The 18,657-nt window shown below is 64.4% G+C and carries 17 protein-coding genes; 8 read left to right on the top strand and 9 right to left on the bottom strand.

Annotation, left to right across the window (positions count from 1 at the left end):
- Nucleotides 1-68 precede the first annotated feature (68 nt).
- The gene (locus tag VI08_RS03950) at nt 69-863 is read right to left on the bottom strand and encodes an SDR family NAD(P)-dependent oxidoreductase (protein WP_045828251.1); all 795 of its coding nucleotides are present in this window, start codon (nt 861-863) and stop codon (nt 69-71) included.
- Between the two features lie 79 nt (nt 864-942).
- Between VI08_RS03950 and VI08_RS03945 the strand changes: the two genes are divergently transcribed.
- Nucleotides 943-1,380: a winged helix-turn-helix transcriptional regulator gene (locus tag VI08_RS03945; protein ID WP_045828250.1), complete on the top strand. Its 438-nt coding sequence runs from the start codon at nt 943-945 to the stop codon at nt 1,378-1,380.
- A gap of 21 nt (nt 1,381-1,401) precedes the next feature.
- Here VI08_RS03945 and VI08_RS03940 read toward each other — a convergent pair whose 3' ends face one another.
- From VI08_RS03940 to VI08_RS03930, 3 genes are all read right to left on the bottom strand, one after another.
- Nucleotides 1,402-2,157, bottom strand: a complete 756-nt coding sequence (locus tag VI08_RS03940; RefSeq protein WP_052697678.1) for a DUF6624 domain-containing protein — start codon at nt 2,155-2,157, stop codon at nt 1,402-1,404.
- Between the two features lie 30 nt (nt 2,158-2,187).
- Entirely contained in the window at nt 2,188-3,369 is a 1,182-nt protein-coding gene (locus VI08_RS03935; RefSeq protein WP_052697677.1) for an MBL fold metallo-hydrolase, read from the bottom strand.
- A gap of 111 nt (nt 3,370-3,480) precedes the next feature.
- Nucleotides 3,481-4,533 carry an NAD(P)-dependent alcohol dehydrogenase gene (locus VI08_RS03930; RefSeq protein ID WP_045828249.1) on the bottom strand — a complete coding sequence of 351 codons (1,053 nt, stop codon included), beginning with the start codon at nt 4,531-4,533 and terminating at the stop codon, nt 3,481-3,483.
- A 108-nt stretch (nt 4,534-4,641) separates the two neighbouring features.
- On the opposite strand from VI08_RS03930, the gene VI08_RS03925 reads away from it, so the two are divergent.
- The gene (locus VI08_RS03925) at nt 4,642-5,532 is read left to right on the top strand and encodes a LysR family transcriptional regulator (RefSeq protein WP_045828248.1); all 891 of its coding nucleotides are present in this window, start codon (nt 4,642-4,644) and stop codon (nt 5,530-5,532) included.
- 156 nt (nt 5,533-5,688) lie between these two features.
- Nucleotides 5,689-6,927, top strand: a complete 1,239-nt coding sequence (locus VI08_RS03920; RefSeq protein WP_045828247.1) for an MFS transporter — start codon at nt 5,689-5,691, stop codon at nt 6,925-6,927.
- A 225-nt stretch (nt 6,928-7,152) separates the two neighbouring features.
- Here the strand turns inward: VI08_RS03920 and VI08_RS21155 are convergent, their stop codons facing one another.
- On the bottom strand, nt 7,153-8,040 hold the full coding sequence (locus VI08_RS21155; RefSeq protein WP_198148832.1) for an Abi family protein: 888 nt from the start codon (nt 8,038-8,040) through the stop codon (nt 7,153-7,155).
- A gap of 201 nt (nt 8,041-8,241) precedes the next feature.
- Here VI08_RS21155 and VI08_RS21625 point away from each other — a divergent pair, with 201 nt between their 5' ends.
- The gene (locus VI08_RS21625) at nt 8,242-8,481 is read left to right on the top strand and encodes a hypothetical protein (protein WP_157006316.1); all 240 of its coding nucleotides are present in this window, start codon (nt 8,242-8,244) and stop codon (nt 8,479-8,481) included.
- Here the strand turns inward: VI08_RS21625 and mnmE are convergent.
- From mnmE to rpmH, 4 genes are all read right to left on the bottom strand, one after another.
- On the bottom strand, nt 8,456-9,799 hold the full coding sequence (mnmE, locus tag VI08_RS03915; protein ID WP_045828246.1) for a tRNA uridine-5-carboxymethylaminomethyl(34) synthesis GTPase MnmE: 1,344 nt from the start codon (nt 9,797-9,799) through the stop codon (nt 8,456-8,458). The two genes, VI08_RS21625 and mnmE, sit on opposite strands and share 26 nt — an antisense overlap.
- Before the next feature lie 5 nt (nt 9,800-9,804).
- The gene (gene yidC / locus VI08_RS03910) at nt 9,805-11,499 is read right to left on the bottom strand and encodes a membrane protein insertase YidC (protein ID WP_045828245.1); all 1,695 of its coding nucleotides are present in this window, start codon (nt 11,497-11,499) and stop codon (nt 9,805-9,807) included.
- A 66-nt stretch (nt 11,500-11,565) separates the two neighbouring features.
- Nucleotides 11,566-11,946: a ribonuclease P protein component gene (rnpA, locus tag VI08_RS03905; protein ID WP_052697676.1), complete on the bottom strand. Its 381-nt coding sequence runs from the start codon at nt 11,944-11,946 to the stop codon at nt 11,566-11,568.
- Between the two features lie 14 nt (nt 11,947-11,960).
- Complete coding sequence (gene rpmH, locus VI08_RS03900) at nt 11,961-12,095, bottom strand: 50S ribosomal protein L34 (protein WP_045828244.1); 135 nt, start codon at nt 12,093-12,095, stop codon at nt 11,961-11,963.
- A gap of 195 nt (nt 12,096-12,290) precedes the next feature.
- Here rpmH and dnaA point away from each other — a divergent pair, with 195 nt between their 5' ends.
- The 4 genes from dnaA to gyrB all read left to right on the top strand — a co-directional run bounded on the left by dnaA (nt 12,291) and on the right by gyrB (nt 18,657).
- The gene (gene dnaA, locus VI08_RS03895) at nt 12,291-13,664 is read left to right on the top strand and encodes a chromosomal replication initiator protein DnaA (protein WP_045828243.1); all 1,374 of its coding nucleotides are present in this window, start codon (nt 12,291-12,293) and stop codon (nt 13,662-13,664) included.
- A 214-nt stretch (nt 13,665-13,878) separates the two neighbouring features.
- A complete protein-coding gene (dnaN, locus tag VI08_RS03890; RefSeq protein WP_045828242.1) occupies nt 13,879-14,979 on the top strand; it encodes a DNA polymerase III subunit beta in 1,101 nt (366 codons plus the stop codon).
- 89 nt (nt 14,980-15,068) lie between these two features.
- Nucleotides 15,069-16,148: a DNA replication/repair protein RecF gene (gene recF, locus VI08_RS03885; protein ID WP_045828241.1), complete on the top strand. Its 1,080-nt coding sequence runs from the start codon at nt 15,069-15,071 to the stop codon at nt 16,146-16,148.
- A gap of 67 nt (nt 16,149-16,215) precedes the next feature.
- The gene (gene gyrB / locus VI08_RS03880; protein ID WP_045828240.1) at nt 16,216-18,657 is read left to right on the top strand and encodes a DNA topoisomerase (ATP-hydrolyzing) subunit B; all 2,442 of its coding nucleotides are present in this window, start codon (nt 16,216-16,218) and stop codon (nt 18,655-18,657) included.

Genomic DNA, 18,657 nt, shown 5'->3' with positions numbered 1-18,657 from the left:
CGCGCGCAAGCGCGCTCCCACAAAGTGGTGACACCACTGATGTGGGAGCCCGCTTGCGGGCGATGCTCTCAACCCCGATACCGCGGCGCCACCTCTTTCCGCGAAAGGTTCGGCCCCATCGCCACGCGCGCCGCGTCGTAGGCCTGGTACTGCCCTTCGTCATGCAGCGGCGGGATGGTGACCACTTCGCCCCGGTCGTAGCCGAGCAGGGCGGCGTCGACCAGGTCGGCTGTCTCCATCACCATGCCGGGCAGCATCGTCTCCGGGTCCTTGCCGGAGTTCTCCCAGATCTCCGACTTCGTCGCACCGGGCAGCACGGCCTGCGCACGCACGTTCGTGTCCTTTAGCTTCGAGGCGAGGCCCAGCGTCACGTTCAGCAGGTGGGCCTTCGTGCCGCTGTAGATGCCATCCATCATCTCGGGCGCGAAGGCGAGCACCGAGGCGATATTGATGATGCCGCCCTGGTTGCGCTTGACGAATTCTTTCGCCGCGGCGGCGGTGAGGACCGTCGGGGCGATGGTGTTGATGGCGAGGATCTTCTCGATGTTGGCCGCGCCGTTCTCGAGCACGCTGCCGTCGAGCGAGATGCCGGCGTTGTTCACCAGCAGGGTGATCGAGGCGTCGCTGGCCAGGCGCTGCTCCACCTTCGCCAGGTCGGCGCGCTGGGTCAGGTCGGCCTGCAGGGCCTCGACCTTGCGACCGGTGCGCTCGGTGATTTTCCGGCCCAGGGCCTCGAGGCGGTCGAGGCGACGGGCGACCAGGATCAGGTCGTAATCACGCTCGGCCAGGCGCTGGGCGTAGACCTCGCCGATGCCCGACGAGGCGCCCGTAACCAGCGCAAACCCTTTGGAATCAATGCTCATGACGCGTCTCCATGGTAGTAGGTTGCATAGTGATAGTAACTAGGTTGCCCTACGATAGGGGTGCTACTATCATTTTGCAATGGACACCGAGAAGCTTTCGTCGGGCACCTGCCCCATCTCCCGCGCGCTGGCCTTCGTCGGCGATGCCTGGAGCGCGCTCATCCTCCGCGACGCGGCCCGTGGCATGACCCAGTTCGACCAGTTCCGGACGAGCCTGGGCATCGCCCCGAACATCCTGTCGCGGCGCCTGAAGGCCCTGACCGAGGCCGGCGTGCTGGAGAAACGGCGTTACAGCGAACGGCCGCCCCGTGATGAGTACATCCTGACCCCGGCCGGCGTGGAGTTCTTGCCTATCCTCGCGGTGTTGGGCGAATGGGGTCGGCGCCATAACGGCGCCGGGAAGCTGAGCCAGCTGGTGAACCCCGCGACGGGGCAGAAAGTGGACCCGGTGGTGATCGACCGCACCACCGGGGAAGCGCTCACCGCAGCGAACATGCGGCTGGTGATGCCTGCTTAAGACGGTGCGATTCGCGCGCGGCTAACGCGCCGTCGTAGACGCCGTGGCCGGTTTCGCATCCGGCGCGTAGAAGATGCGCAGCGCGCACTCATAGTCCGCGTGCGGCATCAGGTCCATCGATGCACGGCGCTCGTCGAGGTGGGCGGGGTCTTCGACCGGGTCCATCTTCATGTCGGAGAGATCCTTCATGTTCGTCCCTGCGTATTGCGTGCCGTAGCGTTGCGGCTTGCCCTCCTGGCGGAGCAGGCGGTCGACCAGCATGGCCACGTTGCCCTTGTCCAGTTCGCCCGCTTCGCCGCGCGCCATCACCTGCGGCAACATCGCCTGCATGAACGGTACGTCGGAAACCGCGTGCTGGACGAGAAGGAACGCCGCTTGCACGCCGCGCAGCCCCACGGCGTTCGCATGGGGGAAGCCGTGTTGCGTGAACTGCGTCTTCATCCATGCAAGGTTGTCGGCATCCACTTTCTGCATCGCCTGCGCCCGGGCCTGGTCCTGCGGGGTGCCGATCCAGGCGTTTCGGGTTTCCTGGTCGGCCTTGACGCGCTTCAGCAGTTCGGCCCGCAGGTCGGTATCGGAGAAGCCGCCCGCGGCGTCGTCGCGCTGCATGCCCGCTTCCGAAAGCGCGGGGTGCGCCTTCTTCATCTTCTCGCCCCATGTACCCACGGCGGGGCATTTCGCCGCCACCGCATCATCCTTCGCATCGGCGAACGCCGTGCCCGATGCCATGAGGAACAACGCGGCGAGGGTGGCGCGACGAACGAACAGGTGCTGCATGGGCTTCCCCTCCATGAGGTGCCGGGCCGCTCAGTGGCAGGCCGGCTGGGTGTAAGTATGGCTGGCGACACCGTCCTTCGTGGCAACGATGGGCGTCTGCGCCGGCGTGGACCATGGCTGGGACGGCCACCAGCGTGGGACCACGGGATGCATCGTGGGTTCCACGGCCTGGCCGGGCTCGGGGATCAGCACTTCGGCGCCCACGCAACGGGCGGCGGCCAGGATGCGCTCCGGTGGCTCGGTCCACGCATGGTGCGCAAGCTTCACCAGGCCCCAGTGCACGGGGATGAGCGTACGGGCGCGGACTTCCTTGTGGACCATCAAGGCCTGCTCGGGGCCGAGGTGCCAGTCGGGCCATTGCGCATCGTACTGGCCGGATTCGATGAGGCTCACGTCGAAGGGGCTGAACTTCTCGCCCACCTCGGCGTAGCTGTCGTTCATGCCGGTGTCGCCGGAGTAGAAGACGCGATGCTTCGGGCCGATGAGCGCGTAGCCGGTCCACAGGGTCTGGTCGCTACGCGCGCTAAGCCGCCCTGAGGCGTGGCGCGACGGCGTGGATACGATGGTTAGTGCGCCCACCTTCGCTTCCTGCCACCAGTCGAGTTGGGTGATGCGGTCGGCGGGGATACCCCAGCCGACGAGATGCGAGGCGATGCCCAACGGCACGATGAAGCGCGCACCGCGTGCATACAGCGCCTGCACGGATGCACGGTCGAGATGGTCGTAATGGTCGTGCGAAATCACCACCGCGTCGATGCGCGGCAGGTGATCGATGGGGACCGGCGGCGGGTACCAGCGCTTCGGGCCGAGCCAGCCGAACGGCGAGGTGCGCTCGCTCCAGAACGGATCAACGACGATGTTCGTGCCATCGAGCTCGAGCAGCATCGACGAGTGGCCGAACCAGGTGACGCGCAACCCGCTGCCAGGCGGCGTTTTGTACAGCGCGGACGAATCCATGGTCGGCACGGGGCGGTCAGGTACTTCGCCCGGCTTCGATTCGAAGATCTGCAGGATGCCGCCGCGCAGGTTCGAAAACATGGCTTGCGGATTCTGGAACTGCCCGCCATGCCATTCGGGCGACTGCTCGTTACGGGCGAGGAATTCGCCCTTCGGCAGCGTGCCGATGTTGGGCCATGCGCTGATGGCGACAAACACCAGGAAGGCAAGCAGGAGCAGGCCGGTATAGCCGAGGTACCGCAAGAACCGTTTCAAGCAGCAGGCTTCCTTTTCGATGCGGCAGAAAAAACTGTGGGAGCGCGCTTGCGCGCGATGGGGTGATCGTAACCCCCATCGCGCGCAAGCGCGCTCCCACAAGGTACTGCCTTAGTGCTTTGGCATCGTCGCCATGTCGATGACGAAGCGATAGCGCACGTCGTTCTTCACCAGGCGCTCGTACACCTCGTTGATGTCGGCCATGTTCACCATTTCAACGTCGGAAACGATGTTGTGCTCGGCGCAGAAATCCATCATCTCCTGCGTCTCGGCCATGCCACCGATGGCCGAGCCGGCCACGGTGCGGCGCGGGATCATCAGCGCGCCACCCGGGAACGCATCGAGCGGGGTGAGGGCGCCGACGAGCACCATCGTGCCATCGAGCTTCAGCAGCGCGAGGTACGGCAGGATGTCGTGGCTGACCGGCACGGTGTTGAGCAGGAAATCGAACGACGCGGCGGCGGCCTGCATCTGCTTCGGGTCCTTCGACACGAGCACTTCGTCAGCGCCAAGGCGCTTGGCGTCGGCACCCTTGGCTTCCGAGGTCGTGATCATCACGACATGGGCGCCCATGGCCTTGGCGAACTTCACGCCCATGTGGCCGAGGCCACCCAGGCCGATGACGCCAACTTTCTGGCCCGGGCCCACGTTCCAGTGGCGCAACGGGGAGTAGGTGGTGATGCCGGCGCACAGCAGCGGCGCGGCGGCCTTGAGGTCGAGCTTTTCGGAGATTTTCACCACGAAGCGCTCTTCGGCCACCATGTCGGTGGAATAGCCACCGTAGGTCGGGGTCTTCTTGTCCTGCTCGGTGCCGTTGTAGGTGAAGCTGGTATGCACCGTGCAGTACTGCTCGAGGTCCTTCTGGCAGGACTCGCAGGTGCGGCACGAATCGACCATGCAGCCCACGCCGGCGAAATCACCGACCTTCAGCTTTTTCACTTCCGAGCCAACCGCCTTTACGCGGCCGACGATCTCGTGGCCGGGGACCATGGGGAACGTGGAGTTACCCCAGTCGCCCTTGGCCTGGTGCAGGTCGGAGTGGCAGACGCCGCTGTAGAGGACTTCGATGTGGACGTCGTGCGGGCCGATATCGCGGCGCTTGAACGTGAAGGGGACGAGGGGCGACGTGGCGTCTTTGGCGGCAAAACCGTGGACTTCGAACATGGGTGTCATCCTCTACAGGGGTGCGGGAAAGCCGGGAACCATAAACCTTAATAATCGAGTGCGCCAACGGGATTATTGGGATGAATCATTGAGGTATCCTTGATAATCATGCGGCCAGATAATCTTTCCCATCTCGCGGCTTTCGCCGCCGTCGCCCGCCACGCCAGCTTTCGCAAGGCGGGGGCCGAATTAACCCTTTCCACGTCGGCCATCAGCTACGCCATCCGCGGGCTGGAGGAACGGCTCGGGGTCACGCTGTTCCATCGCACCACGCGAAGCGTCTCGCTGACCGAGGCGGGGCAGCGGCTTCTCGAACGGCTGCAGCCGGCCCTCCGCGATGTAGGCGACGCCCTGGAGGAGATGAACGACTTCCGCTCGCATCCCGCCGGCACGTTGCGCCTGAACATGCCCAGGGTGGCTGGCCAGCTCTTCCTACCGTCGCTGTTACCGGGGTTTCTTGCAGCGTACCCCGACATCCATTTCGAGGGCGTGGACGACGACGGCATGATCGACATCGTGGCGTCCGGCTATGACGCGGGCATCCGCTTCCACGAGGCCGTGCCCGAGGACATGATCGCCGTGCCCTTCGGCGGCATGCAGCAGGGCGCCTGCGTCGCCTCGCCGGACTACCTGGCCCGCCGCGGCGTGCCCCAACACCCCTATGACCTGATGCAGCACGACTGCATCCGCTTCCGCTTCCCCAGTGGGCGTCTTTATAAGTGGGAGTTCGAGCAAGGCGAGACCAAGCTCGAGCTCGACGTCCGGGGCCGCTGCACCTTCGGCGACCTGTGCATCTCCATCGACGCCGCCATCGCCGGCGTGGGCATCACCCTGGTGCTGGACGACCAGGTGGATGAGTACGTCCGCGAGGGCCGGCTCGTACGCGTCCTGGAAGACTGGTGCCCGCCCTATCCGGGCTTCATGGTCTATTACCCCCGCCAGCGCCGCGTCACCTCGGCCCTCCGCGCCTTCATCGAATACCTCCGCGACCACGCCTAAAAAGTCATTTGGATCAATCCCTTGTAGGAGCGCGCTTGCGCGCGATTGGGTGTACTTCACGGTTGCAAGCGCTAGCACCACCCACCCCTTGAGGCGTAGACTAACCCCATTGCTGCGCCGCACAACGCGACGCCCGCCCACGTCCCAGGCCTCCCCATGACCTCCGCCGCCCCCGCACTCGATCCGGGCACCCCGCCCGTCCGCGCGCCCCACGTCGGGCTCGTCATCCTTGCCCTCGCCGTCGGCGGCTTCGCCATCGGCACGACCGAGTTCGCCTCGATGAGCATGCTGCCCCTGTTCGCGCAGGGGCTCGGCATCGACGCGCCCACCGCCGGCCATGCCATCAGCGCCTATGCCCTCGGTGTCGTTGTCGGTGCCCCCATCATCACCGTGCTGGGCGCCCGCATGCCGCGCCGCCGCCTGTTGCTGCTGTTGATGGCGATGTTCACGGTGTTCAATGGCCTCACCGGGCTGTCGCCGAGCTACCACTGGATGCTGGTATTCCGCTTCCTGGCCGGCCTGCCGCATGGCGCGTACTTCGGCGTGGCGGCCTTGGTCGCGAGCTCACTTGTACCGCCCAACCGCCGCACCCGCGCGGTAGGCCAGATGTTCCTCGGCCTTACCGTCGCCACGATCGTTGGCGTGCCGCTGGCGACCTGGCTCGGGCAGCTCGTGGGGTGGCGCTGGAGCTTCGCGCTGGTCGCCTTGCTCGGCGTCGCGACGATGACGGCCGTGCTCGCGTTCGCACCAGACACGCCCGCCAACCCGAACGCCAGCCCCTTGCGTGAACTGGGCGCGCTGAAGCGTTCGCAGGTGTGGATCACGCTCGGCATCGGCGCGATCGGCTTCGGCGGCATGTTCGCGGTGTACACCTACCTCGCGGATATCCTGCTCAGCGTCACCCACATGCCGTTGTCCACCGTGCCCTGGGTGATGGGCATCTTCGGTGTCGGCATGACGCTCGGCAACATGGTCATACCCGTCTTCGCCGACAAGGCGCTGATGCGCACGGCCGGTGCACTGCTGCTGTGGGCGCTCATCGTCCTCGCCATCTTCCCGTTCACCGCAGGCAATGTGTGGACGCTCGGCGTCGCCGTGTTCTTCATCGGCGTCAGCGGCGCTCTTGGCACCGTGCTGCAAACGCGACTGATGGATGTCGCCGGTGATGCGCAGGCGCTGGCCGCCGCGTTGAACCACTCGGCGTTCAATACCGCGAACGCACTCGGGCCCTTCCTGGGCGGCCTCGCCATTGCGAACGGCTACGGCTGGACCTCGCCGGGCTGGGTCGGTAGCGGGTTGGCGTTGGGTGGCTTGCTGCTTTGGGGTGTGTCGGTGGCTGTCGAACGGAATGCCACAGCCGCGCAGGCCGGCGGGCCGTGCAACGCGAATTGCTAGGCTAAACGTGCCGGGACGGTCGATTTGACCGAGCTCGGAGATACTCGGTACCATGTGTTCAACACGGCCCCTCTCGTCCGGGTGCATCTTAGGATGCGCTTAGACGCTGAGGGGTTTTTTTTACCACTGCTCTGCCCAGTCCGACGGCACACCCGCCGCATGTAGATCGATGCCCAAGTGCGTCAAGGCTGGAAACGTCACCAGATGCGCCTTCATGCGATGTGACTAGGTGGAACCAGGGTTGATGACGTCCATCAGATGCTTCGTCAGTAACAGCAGAAGATAACAACGTGCTCTGGCGTGCGCGTCGTGTCGGAAGCGATCAAGACCCGGGACCTCTCCGAGTGGGGGAAGCTTCGGTTGGTCGATGATGTTACGGTTCCAGAGGCGACTATGATGAGCGCATATGTTGCGGAGGTAGTTGAGGCTGCGGAGCCATGTGGCGAATATTCGCCCATTCTTCACGCCATAGAGCTGCGAGATTGCGTCTTGCTCCGACTCGCGCATGCCTCCGAACAACGTCGACAATGTCCCGAAGTCCCAGACTTCACAGGCTACCCAGATTGCGAGAGGCAATCCGTATTTTTCTTTGTTGTGACGAACGAAATCTTCCCGAGATCGTCCTACAAGGCGTGCATGACGACCAAGCCACTCGTGATGGCGCGTCACACCTCTAGTTTGATCAATCGACTCGCTAAAGTCTGGGTGTAGGCACGCGGGCCGCAAGTAAGCAAAAGCGTCGATCGCCCCGAGTGTGTGCGAGATATCGACTCGCAGCGCAATTTCGATTCGTTCAAGTGCATCCAGCGTGAGCATACGAAGCTTCTTATCGAACACGTAGAGTTCGATGGCATCAGCAAGGCGGGCCCCGTCTAGGAATTCATCCAAAGGAATGCGTACCTCGCGAATACGCTGCGGTCGCTGTCCAGCATCATTGAGAAGCACAACGGGTCCGGTTCGCTTCCGGAGAGGAAACCAGTATCCGCTGATGCGGTAGTAGCCTATCCGCTTCATGTACCTGATTGCGGATTCCCGATCTCCGATTTCCAATCCTCGCGCTTCTAGCTGATCGACCTGATCCGCGTAGCTCTTCCATCCTTTGGTGTACGGCACTGCGATCCTTCGTAAGAGGGCTTCGTTGCGCGCACGGCGCAACGTGCGCCCGATGATATCCCGATTGCGAATCTCTGCACCCGTACGGACCGATATCGATCGCAAGTAAATCCAATACCTACACAGATGTCGGCGAAGCCCTACCTGTTTGTGAGGCGATCGCCTATTTCACATCCAAGTTCGACCGATAGACTCTTGCGCATGATCATTACCGACGGCGCACTTCTATCTGATCTCGACAACCTTTCGGGTATTACCGGGCGCGATCCGGAGGACTTGGTGGTAGAGATTCTTCGGAGCTTTTTCCGTCCCGCTCACACCCATCAGCTCGTCAATGAGTTTCGCTGGCGGATTGAAGTACTCGGTGGCATCGATATCGATTCGGAAAGCGCGATCTTGGAGCGGCGCGATCTATCTACTTACCAATACAGAACGAACTGAAGATCGCACCCAATAGGTCGTCAGACGAATACGTACCCGTAATCTCACCAAGCGCCTGCTGCGCCTGGCGAAGCTCCTCGGCAGCCAGTTCACCGGCATGCGAATCGTGCAACGCCGTTGCGGTCCGCGTCAGATGTTCATGCACAATCTCAAGCGCAACGACGTGCCGTCGCCGCGCGCTAAACGCACCTTCACCGGCACCCGCCGTTGCCAGCGTGCGAAGCAACCCACGCAGTGCATCGAGGCCTTCGCCCGTCAGCGCCGATAGCCAAAGCTTCGCGACTCCGTCGGCAGATTCATCATGCGCAGGCGACGATCCAAGATCGATCTTGTTCACCACTACGATGCGCGCAGCGTGCGATGGCGTTCCTTCAAAGAACGCGACATCCACAGCAGCATGCGCTTCGTCCGTCACCAGGATCGCTACATCGCAACGCTCGAGTTGCGCACGTGCGCGCCGGATGCCTTCGCGCTCCACGACATCATCCGACTCTCGCAACCCCGCGGTATCCGCGAGCTCCAGCGTCACGCCGTCGAGGGTGATCGCCTCGCGCAACACGTCACGCGTGGTGCCGGCTATATCGGTGACGATCGCACGGTCCGAGCCTGCGAGCGCGTTGAGCAAACTCGACTTGCCGGCATTTGGGCGCCCGACGATGGCGACGGCGATGCCGTCGTTCAACCTGACACCACGGCGGGTTTCGACGAGGAGCTCGTCGAGATGCGTACGCAGCGCAGCGAGCTGCTCACCAATCACCGGGTCCGCAAGGAAGTCGATTTCCTCTTCCGGAAAATCGATGGCCGCTTCGATATGCACGCGCAGCGCGATCAGCTCGCCGAGCAGATCATCCACGCGCGCGGAAAACACACCTTCCATCGAACGTAACGCCGCGCGCGCACCGGCTTCGGAGGTTGCGCTGACGACATCCGCCACGGCCTCGGCTTGCGCCAGGTCCAACTTTCCATTGAGGAAGGCGCGCTCGGTGAATTCGCCGGGGCGGGCGAGCCGGGCGCCGAGCGAGATACATCGGCGGAGCAGGGCGTCGAGCAACACCGCGCTGCCGTGGCCCTGCAACTCCAGCACGTGTTCGCCGGTATACGACGCGGGGCCCGGGAAGTAGAGCAGGATGCCGCGGTCGATCAACTCACCGGCGCCATCGCGGAACGCCGCGAAGTGCGCATGGCGTGGCCGGGGCTCGCGGCCGAGCATGCTCGCCGCGATAGCCGGAACCAGGGGCCCGGAAACGCGAACGGCGCCGACACCGGCCGCGCCGGCGCCGGTGGCGATGGCTGCGATGGTGTCGGCGCCGTGGTTCATGGCGTTTAGGCGGTGCGCGCCTTTTCGTGCGCCCGGTCGACGCTACGGTTGATGTACCACTGCTGGAGCAGGCTGGTCGCACCGTTGACGGTCCAGTACAGCACCAGGCCGGACGGGAAGAAGGCGAAGAAGACGCCGAACAGCAGCGGCATCACCTTCATCATCTTGGCCTGGGTCGGGTCCATGCCCGCGGTGGGCATCATGCGCTGGGTGAGCAGCGTGACCAGGAAGTACAGCACCGGCAGCACGTACCAGGGATCCGGCGCGGAAAGGTCGTGGATCCAGCCGAAGAACGGCGCGTGGCGCAGCTCGATGGATTCCGACAGCACGCGGAGCAGGCCGATGAAGATCGGGAAGGTGATGAGGATGGGCAGGCAGCCCGCCATCGGATTCACCTTCTCCTTCTTGTACAGCTCCATCATGGCCTGCTGCATCTTCATGCGGTCGTCGCCGTAGCGCTCCTTCAGCGCCTGGACGCGGGGCTGCAGCTTGCGCATGCGCGCGCCGGAACGGAACTGCGCATCGGTGAGCTTGTAAAGGAAGCCCTTGATGATGAGCACGAGCAGGATGATGGCCACGCCCCAGTTGCCGCTGATGCTATGCAGCTGCGAGAGCAGCCAGTGCAGCGGGGTGGCGACGATGGTGAGCCAGCCGTAGTTGGCGGTGAGGTCGAGGCCCGGCGCGATGGCGTCGAGCGTGCCCTGCAGCTTCGGGCCCACATAGAGGCGGGCGTTGCTGTCGGCGGCCTGGCCGGGCGCGACGCTGATCGCCGGGCCAAAGGCGCGGACGAGGTAGCGGGGCGACGCGGAGTTCGGGTCGACGATGTTCGTGCTGTAGGTGATGTTCTGGTCGGCCGGCGGGATCCAGGCGACGAAGAAGTAGTGCTGCAGCATGCTGATCCAGCCGCCGGTGATGGCGCGGTTCAGCGGCTTCTTCTGGAAATCGAGGAAGCCGAGCGATTCGAACTTCGAATCCGGGCTGTACCAGCCGGCGCCGAAGAAGCTGTGCTGGGCCGGGTCGGTGTACGACTTGAACCAGTTGGCCTTCGGCATCGGGGCGCGCTGCAGCTGCTGGTAGGCATTGCCCGACCAGGTGGCTTGCGAACCGTTCTCGATGCGCTGGTCGAGGTTGACCACGTAGTCGGCGCGGTTGAGCGTGTAGCGCTTCACCACCTTCACGCCGGATGCATCGGCCCAGGTGAGGTCGAGGCTGACGGACTTCTCGCCATCGGCCAGCTTGGCTTCCGTCTTCGCGGCGGCGAAGAGGGCGCGATGATCGGGCGCGGCGCCGTTGTTGCTGACCAGGCCATCCTGGGCGGCGAAGAACGAGGCCGGGTCGTCATCGAGGAGGCGCGCCGGCGGCGGGGTCGGGTCCTTGCGGGTGACCGGTTCGCTCGGGTAGGCCAGCATCTCGGAACGCACGACGCTGCCACCGCGCGTATCGATGGTGAGGCGGAGCACGTCGTTCTGCAGGGTGACGAGCTCGGCCTTGGCGGCGGGCGCGGCGGCGGAATCGGTCGGCACGCTGGCGGGCGACGCGGCGCCCGGCACGCTGCCATCGGCGGCCGGCTTGCCATCGGCCTGCGCGGTGGGCGCGGCCTGGGCGGGCGGCTTTGGGCCGTAATCCTGTTCCCACTGCGTGAACAGCACGTACGCCACGAACATGAGCGCGAAGAGAAGGAGCGTGCGCGTTTGATTCATTAGCTTAAGCCAGATCCGTTAGGCACCGCGGCCGATATGAGGACGGCAGGACGGGCAGGAAAGAGGTCAACGCGCGATTGTGCCGTCGGCACCCTCGCGCTTCAACGGCCGGATGCGTCGGAGGAGGGCATCGAGCTCCGCCAGGAGGGCGTCGCCGGGGGCCTCGACCGCGCAATCGCGGGCCATGACGAGGATGTCGACGTGCGGCAGCTCGGGCCGGGCACGACGAAACGCCTCGCGGGCGAGGCGCTTGATGCGGTTCCGATCGACGGCACGCTTGGAGCAGCGCTTGGAGATCGCCAGGCCAAGCCGGGCTGTGCCCGCCGAGTTATTTCCGAAGCGCAAAAGAAAACAGCGGCCGCCGAGGCGACCGCTGACATTTCGCAAGGCGGCGAAGTCGGCGGCGCGGCGAAGCCGCGCATCGCGCGGCAGGGCTGCGGCACGCACGACCGGCGAGCCGCTTACGGGATGAGGCGCTTGCGACCCTTCGCGCGGCGCGCGTTGAGGATCTTGCGGCCGTCGGCCGTGGCCATGCGGGCGCGGAAGCCGTGGGTACGGGCGCGCTTGAGCTTGCTGGGCTGGTAAGTACGCTTCATGGCGCTAACATCCGGGTGAAGATAAAAATTGGCCCAAAAGTATGCGGGACATTCACGAGGGATGTCAAGCGCTTGGCCAGACGATGACAGCGGCGGCCGAGCTGGGCAGGCACCGAGGGCGGGGCGGAAGGCTGGTAGACTTCATCGTCCACCCCGCGCGCAAGCGCCCCTTCACGCTGTGGCAAAGAATACCCGATGAGTGATCTCTGGAGGCGCTGTCTCGAGCGTCTTGATGGCGAATTGAGCCCCGAAGACGTCCATACCTGGCTCATGCCCTTGCAGGCCCGGGAAGACGGCACGGGCCTGTACCTGTACGCGCCGAACCCGTATTCGCTCGACACCGTGCGCAGCCAGTTCCTGGTGCGCATCGAAGCGATCATCGAACACCTTGCCGGCCACCCCCTGCCCGTCCGCCTCGAAGTGGGCTCGCACGGTGGCCGCCCGGCGCCCGCGCGGCCCGCATCGGCGGTGGCCGCGAGCATGCCGGCGGCCGCGGCGCCCATGGCCACGCCCGCCGTGCACGCGCCGGTCGCACCGGAGCCCCCGCACCAGCACAACCTCGATCCGCACTACACGTTCGAGACATTCGTGGAAGGCAAGTCGAACCAGCTGGGCAAGGCGGCGGCGATGCAGGTCGCCATGAACCCCGGCCGCGCCTACAACCCACTCCTTCTCTATGGCGGCACTGGCCTGGGCAAGACGCACCTGATGCACGCCGCTGGCAACCTGCTGCTGCAGAACAACCCCGGTGCGAAGGTGCTCTACCTGCGTTCGGAGCAGTTCGTCAGCGGCATGGTGAAGGCCCTGCAGCAAAAGAACATGGACGATTTCAAGCGCCGCTTCCGCTCGGTGGATGCGCTGCTTATCGACGATATCCAGTTCTTCGCCGGCAAGGACACCACGCAGGAAGAGTTCTTCCATACGTTCAATGCGCTGTTCGAGGCGAAGCAGCAGATCATCCTCACCTGCGATCGCTACCCCAAGGAGCTCGACAAGCTCGAGCCGCGGCTGAAATCGCGACTGGGGTGGGGCCTCTCCGTGGCCATCGAGCCACCGGATTTCGAAACGCGCGCGGCCATCCTGCTTTCGAAGGCTGTCGACAAGGACATGGCGCTGTCGGAGGACGTGGCGATGCTGCTCGCGCGCCGCATCCGCTCCAACGTGCGCGACCTCGAGGGCGCGCTCAACACGCTCGCTGCCCGCGCCAACTTCTATCGCCGTGCCATCACCACCGATTTCGCCGAAGAGACCCTGCGCGACCTGCTGAACACGCACGCGCAGGCGGTCACCGTGCCGAACATCCAGAAGACGGTGGCCGACTATTACCAGGTGCGCCTGTCCGACCTGCTCTCCAAGCGCCGCGTACGCTCCCTGGCGCGTCCGCGGCAGGTGGCCATGGCCCTGTCCAAGGAACTGACGGAGCACAGCCTGCCCGAGATCGGCGAGGCCTTTGGCGGCCGCGACCATACGACGGTGCTGCATGCGTGCCGCACCATCCGTGGCTTCTGCGAGAAAGACGTGCGTATGCGACAGGATTGGGAACAGCTCATCCGTATCTTGACGGGCTGAGAACCTGTGGATAATAGGTGCATGGACAGAGGATGGTTTCGACCCTCGAAGTTATCCACAGAGCACCCACATGAAACCGTCGTGGTTTGGCAGTAGATATAAATCAGTAAATGATTGAAAAGTAGACGAAAAAAGCACTTTTCAAGATATCCACCGCCCTAACTACAACCACCATATAAATCTTAAAAACATTAAAAGCAGGAGTAGGGGACGCATGCAATTCAGCATCCAGAGGGAAGTACTGCTCAAGCCCCTGCAGCAGGTGGTGGGTGTCGTCGAACGCCGCCAGACCCTGCCGGTGCTCGCGAACCTCCTCGTCCGCGCCTCCGGTGGCGAGGTTTCCTTCACCGGTACCGATCTCGAAGTCGAGATGGTGGCCACCACGGCGGCGGATGGCGTACAGGAAGGTGAGATCACCATCCCGGCACGCAAGCTGTTCGATATCGTTCGCGCCCTGCCCGATGGCGCGAAGATCGATATCAAGCTCAACAGCGATCGCATCGCGCTGAACGCCGGCCGCAGCCGCTTCACGCTGGCCACGCTGCCCGCCACCGAATTCCCGACGATCGACGAAATCGAGCTGGTCGAGCGCGTCACGCTGCCGGAAGAGGTGCTGCGCGACCTGATGGAGCGCACGGCCTTCGCCATGGCGAACCAGGACGTGCGCTATTACCTCAACGGCATGCTGCTCGATCTGCAGGAGCACACCCTGCGCTGCGTGGCCACCGATGGCCACCGCCTGGCGCTGAAGGAAACGCGCCTCGATAGCTCCGTGTCGGCGCGCCGCCAGATCATCATCCCGCGTAAAGGCGTGAACGAGCTCATCGGCCTGTTTGAGTCGGGCGAGGGCACGGTGGAGCTCGAGTTTGGCCGTAACCACCTGCGCGTCCGCCGCGGCGGCGTCCAGTTCACGTCGAAGCTCATCGACGGCCGTTTCCCGGATTACGAGGCGGTCATCCCGCTCGGCGCCGATAAATCGGCCACCATCGAGCGCGACGTGCTGCGTAGCGCCCTGCAGCGCGCGGCCATCCTTTCCAACGAGAAGTATCGCGGCGTCAAGCTGGAACTGCAGCCGGGCCACATCAAGATCGTGGCTCACAACCCGGAACAGGAAGAAGCCCAGGAAGAAGTGGAAGCCGAGACGGCGGTCAGCGACCTGGCCGTGGGCTTCAACGTGGGTTACCTGCTCGATGCGCTTGGGGCCCTGCGTGGCGAGAAGGTTCGACTGAACCTGCGTGATGCCCAGTCCAGTTGCCTCCTGCAGGAGGAGGGCAACGATGAAGCACGCCATGTGGTCATGCCGCTTCGCCTCTGACCGCTCGGCAAGGTAAAGTTCGGCCCACGACGCCGGGGATGTCTTCGACACCCCGGCGTCGTTCGTTCTGGCATGGCTAAAGGCGGGCAATGAAGTTCGAGTCGCTGCGTATCGCTGGCTTGCGATGCCTGGATGGCGTGGCGATCACGCCCGCGCCCGGTATCAGTGTGTTCGTTGGTGCCAATGGCGCCGGCAAGACGAGCGTGCTCGAGGCGGCCTACCTGCTTTCCCATGGCCGTTCGTTCCGCGCGGGCTCGCGGGATGTATTACTCAAGCGCGGCGCCACGTCGCTCTCGGTGTTTGCGGAAGTCCGTGCCGGTGACGACAGGGCGAGGCGCCTCGGGCTGGGCCGCGAGAGCGGTCGTTGGCAGGCGAGGGTGGATGGTGACGCCGTGTCGCTTGGTTCACTCGTGCAGGAGTGCGCAGTGGTGTGCTTCGAGCCCGGGTCGCACGACCTGATCGCCGGTGCCTCCGACGAGCGGCGTCGTTTCCTCGACTGGGGCTTGTTCCACGTGGAACATGGCTTCGTTAACCAGTGGCGGCGCTATCAACGGGCGTTGAAGCAGCGCAACGCGCTCCTGAGAACTGGGGCACCCTTGGACGGGGGTCTCATGGATCCCTGGGAGTCGGAGCTGGCGTTGTCGGGTGAGGCACTCTCCGGTTACCGCAAGAGCTATCTTGATCGCCTCGTGCCGCACATCCAGGGTTTCATGGGGAACGTGCTTCCTGAACTCGGCGCCTTTTCGCTCCGCTACAAAGCCGGGTGGGACGAGGCGATGGACCTTGCTGCCACCCTCCATGAGCGCCGGGGCCGGGACCTTGGCCGTGGCCACACCACCGCGGGGCCTCACCGCGCGGACTTTTCCATCGCCTTTGAGCACGCGCCCCTGCGTGAGCACCTGTCACGCGGCCAGGAGAAGCTCTGCGCCCTCGCGTGCCTGCTTGGCCAGGCTTCGCTCCACGCCGCGCTGCGCGGGGAATGGCCGGTCGTGTGCCTCGATGACCTTGCTTCGGAACTTGATCGCACCCATCAAGAGTGGGTGGTTGCCCAACTTCTCGGGCGCGATGTGCAGGTGCTGGTGACCGGCACCGAGGTTCCGCACGCCCTCACCGACCAGCCCGTCACAGTGTTCCACGTGGAACAGGGTGGTGTGACGGCTTTGCTATAATCGACCGACTGTCCCGGCCTTGCGTCCTGCGCGTGTCGGGGCCTCCTGCGTCATCACCAGGCATCGCATGAACGAACCTCTCGATCCGACGAACTCGAACGCTTATGACTCCGGCAGCATCAAGGTCCTGAAGGGCCTGGAGGCGGTCCGTAAGCGCCCCGGCATGTACATCGGCGACACCGACGACGGCACCGGCCTGCACCACATGGTGTTCGAGGTCGTGGATAACGCCATCGACGAAGCCCTGGCCGGCTACTGCGACTACGTCACGGTCACCATCCACACCGATGGCTCGGCCAGCGTGGCCGACAACGGCCGCGGCATTCCGGTGGATACGCATCCGGAAGAGGGCCGTTCCACGGCCGAAGTGGTCATGACGGTGCTCCACGCGGGCGGCAAGTTCGATGCGAACTCGTACAAGGTCTCCGGCGGCCTCCACGGCGTGGGCGTCTCGGTCGTAAACGCACTCAGCGAAACGCTGTGGCTCACGATCTGGCGCGATGGCAAGGAATGGACCCAGGAATACAGCCACGGTGAGCCGGTGGCACCCATCGCCGCCACGGCCGACACCTCGCGCCGCGGCACCATGGTGCGGTTCCTGCCCAGCAAGCTCACGTTTACCAACAACAACGAGTTCCACTACGACATCCTCGCCAAGCGTCTTCGCGAGCTGGCGTTCCTGAACTCGGGCGTCACCATCGAGCTGGTGGATGAGCGCAACGACCGCAAGGACATCTTCGCCTACGAGGGTGGCATCAAGTCGTTCGTGCAGCACCTGGCCCAGCTGAAGACGGCCCTGCACCCCACGGTCATCAGCTTCAGCTCGCAGACCGATGGCATCACGGTCGAGCTGGCCATGCAGTGGACGGATGCCTACCAGGAAACGATGTTCTGCTTCACCAATAACATCCCGCAGCGCGATGGCGGCACCCACCTCACGGGCTTCCGTGCGGCGCTGACCCGTACGCTGCAGAATTACATTGAGAAAGAAGGCATCGCCAAGAACGCCAAGGTGGCGCTCTCGGGCGACGATATGCGCGAAGGCATGATCGCGGTGCTCTCGGTCAAGGTGCCCGATCCGAAATTCTCCTCGCAGACCAAGGACAAGCTGGTTTCGAGCGAAGTGAAGACGGCGGTGGAGCAGGTCGTCAACGACAAGCTCGCCGAGTTCCTCCTCGAGAACCCGACCGAAGCCAAGAACATCGCTTCGAAGGCCGTCGACGCGGCCCGTGCCCGCGAGGCCGCCCGCAAGGCCCGTGAGATGACCCGCCGCAAGGGCGCGCTCGATATCGCAGGCCTGCCCGGCAAGCTGGCCGATTGCCAGGAGAAGGATCCGGCGCTGTCCGAACTGTTCCTGGTCGAGGGTGACTCGGCAGGTGGCTCCGCCAAGCAGGGCCGCAACCGCCGTACCCAGGCAGTGCTGCCGTTGAAGGGCAAGATCCTTAACGTCGAAAAGGCTCGCTTCGACAAGATGATCTCCTCCGCCGAAGTCGGCACGCTGATCACCGCGCTTGGCACGGGCATCGGCAAGGAGGAATACAACCCCGACAAGCTGCGCTACCACCGCATCATCATCATGACCGACGCGGACGTGGACGGTTCGCACATCCGCACGCTGCTGCTGACGTTCTTCTACCGCCAGATGCCGGAGCTGATCGAGCGGGGCCACGTCTATATCGGCCTGCCGCCGCTCTACAAGGTGAAGCAGGGCAAGCAGGAGCTCTACATTAAGGACGACAGCGTCCTGAACGAGTTCCTGATTTCGAGCGCCGTCGACAACGCGTCGCTGGAGCCGGAAGAGGGCGCGCCGGGCATCGGCGGTGAAACGCTCGAGAAGTTGCTGCGCGATTACCAGGCCGCGCTGGACCAGATCGAGCGCATGTCGCATCGCTTCGATAGCTCGGTGCTCACCGCGCTCATCGAGCACAAGCCGCTCGAGGAAGGGTTCTGGAAGGACGCCGGCGCCATGCAGGCATGGCTTGATGGCATCGCCACGCGCCTCAGCGCGAGCGGCCTGGGCAAGCCCACGTACGCCTTGCGCTTCCGCCCTGCGCTGAACGAGCAGGGCGCGGCCGTGGAGGTGGAGCGCATGCAGCACGGCCTGAGCCACACCTGGATCATGCCGCAGGCGTTCTTCGGTGGCAGTGACTACCGCGCTATTGCATCGATCGCTACACAACTTGCCGAGCTCAGCCTCAAGCCGGGCGCCGTGGTCCGCCGCGGCAACGGTTCGCGTGGCGTCACCAGCTTCGGCGACGTGCGCACCTGGTTGCTCGACGAGGCGAAGAAGGGCCGTACCATCCAGCGCTTCAAGGGCCTCGGCGAAATGAACCCCGAGCAGTTGTGGGAAACCACGGTGAACCCCGAAACGCGCCGCATGCTGCAGGTGGGCATCGAAGACGCCGTCGCGGCCGACCAGATGTTCTCGATGCTGATGGGCGAGGCCGTGGAGCCACGTCGCGACTTCATCGAATCGAACGCGTTGAAGGTCGCCAACCTCGATATCTGA

This window comes from Luteibacter yeojuensis (assembly GCF_000964085.1).
In the GTDB taxonomy this organism is placed as follows: domain Bacteria; phylum Pseudomonadota; class Gammaproteobacteria; order Xanthomonadales; family Rhodanobacteraceae; genus Luteibacter; species Luteibacter yeojuensis_A.
Note: the sequence above shows the minus strand (reverse complement) of the source record. Positions and strands in the feature narration are given on the sequence as shown.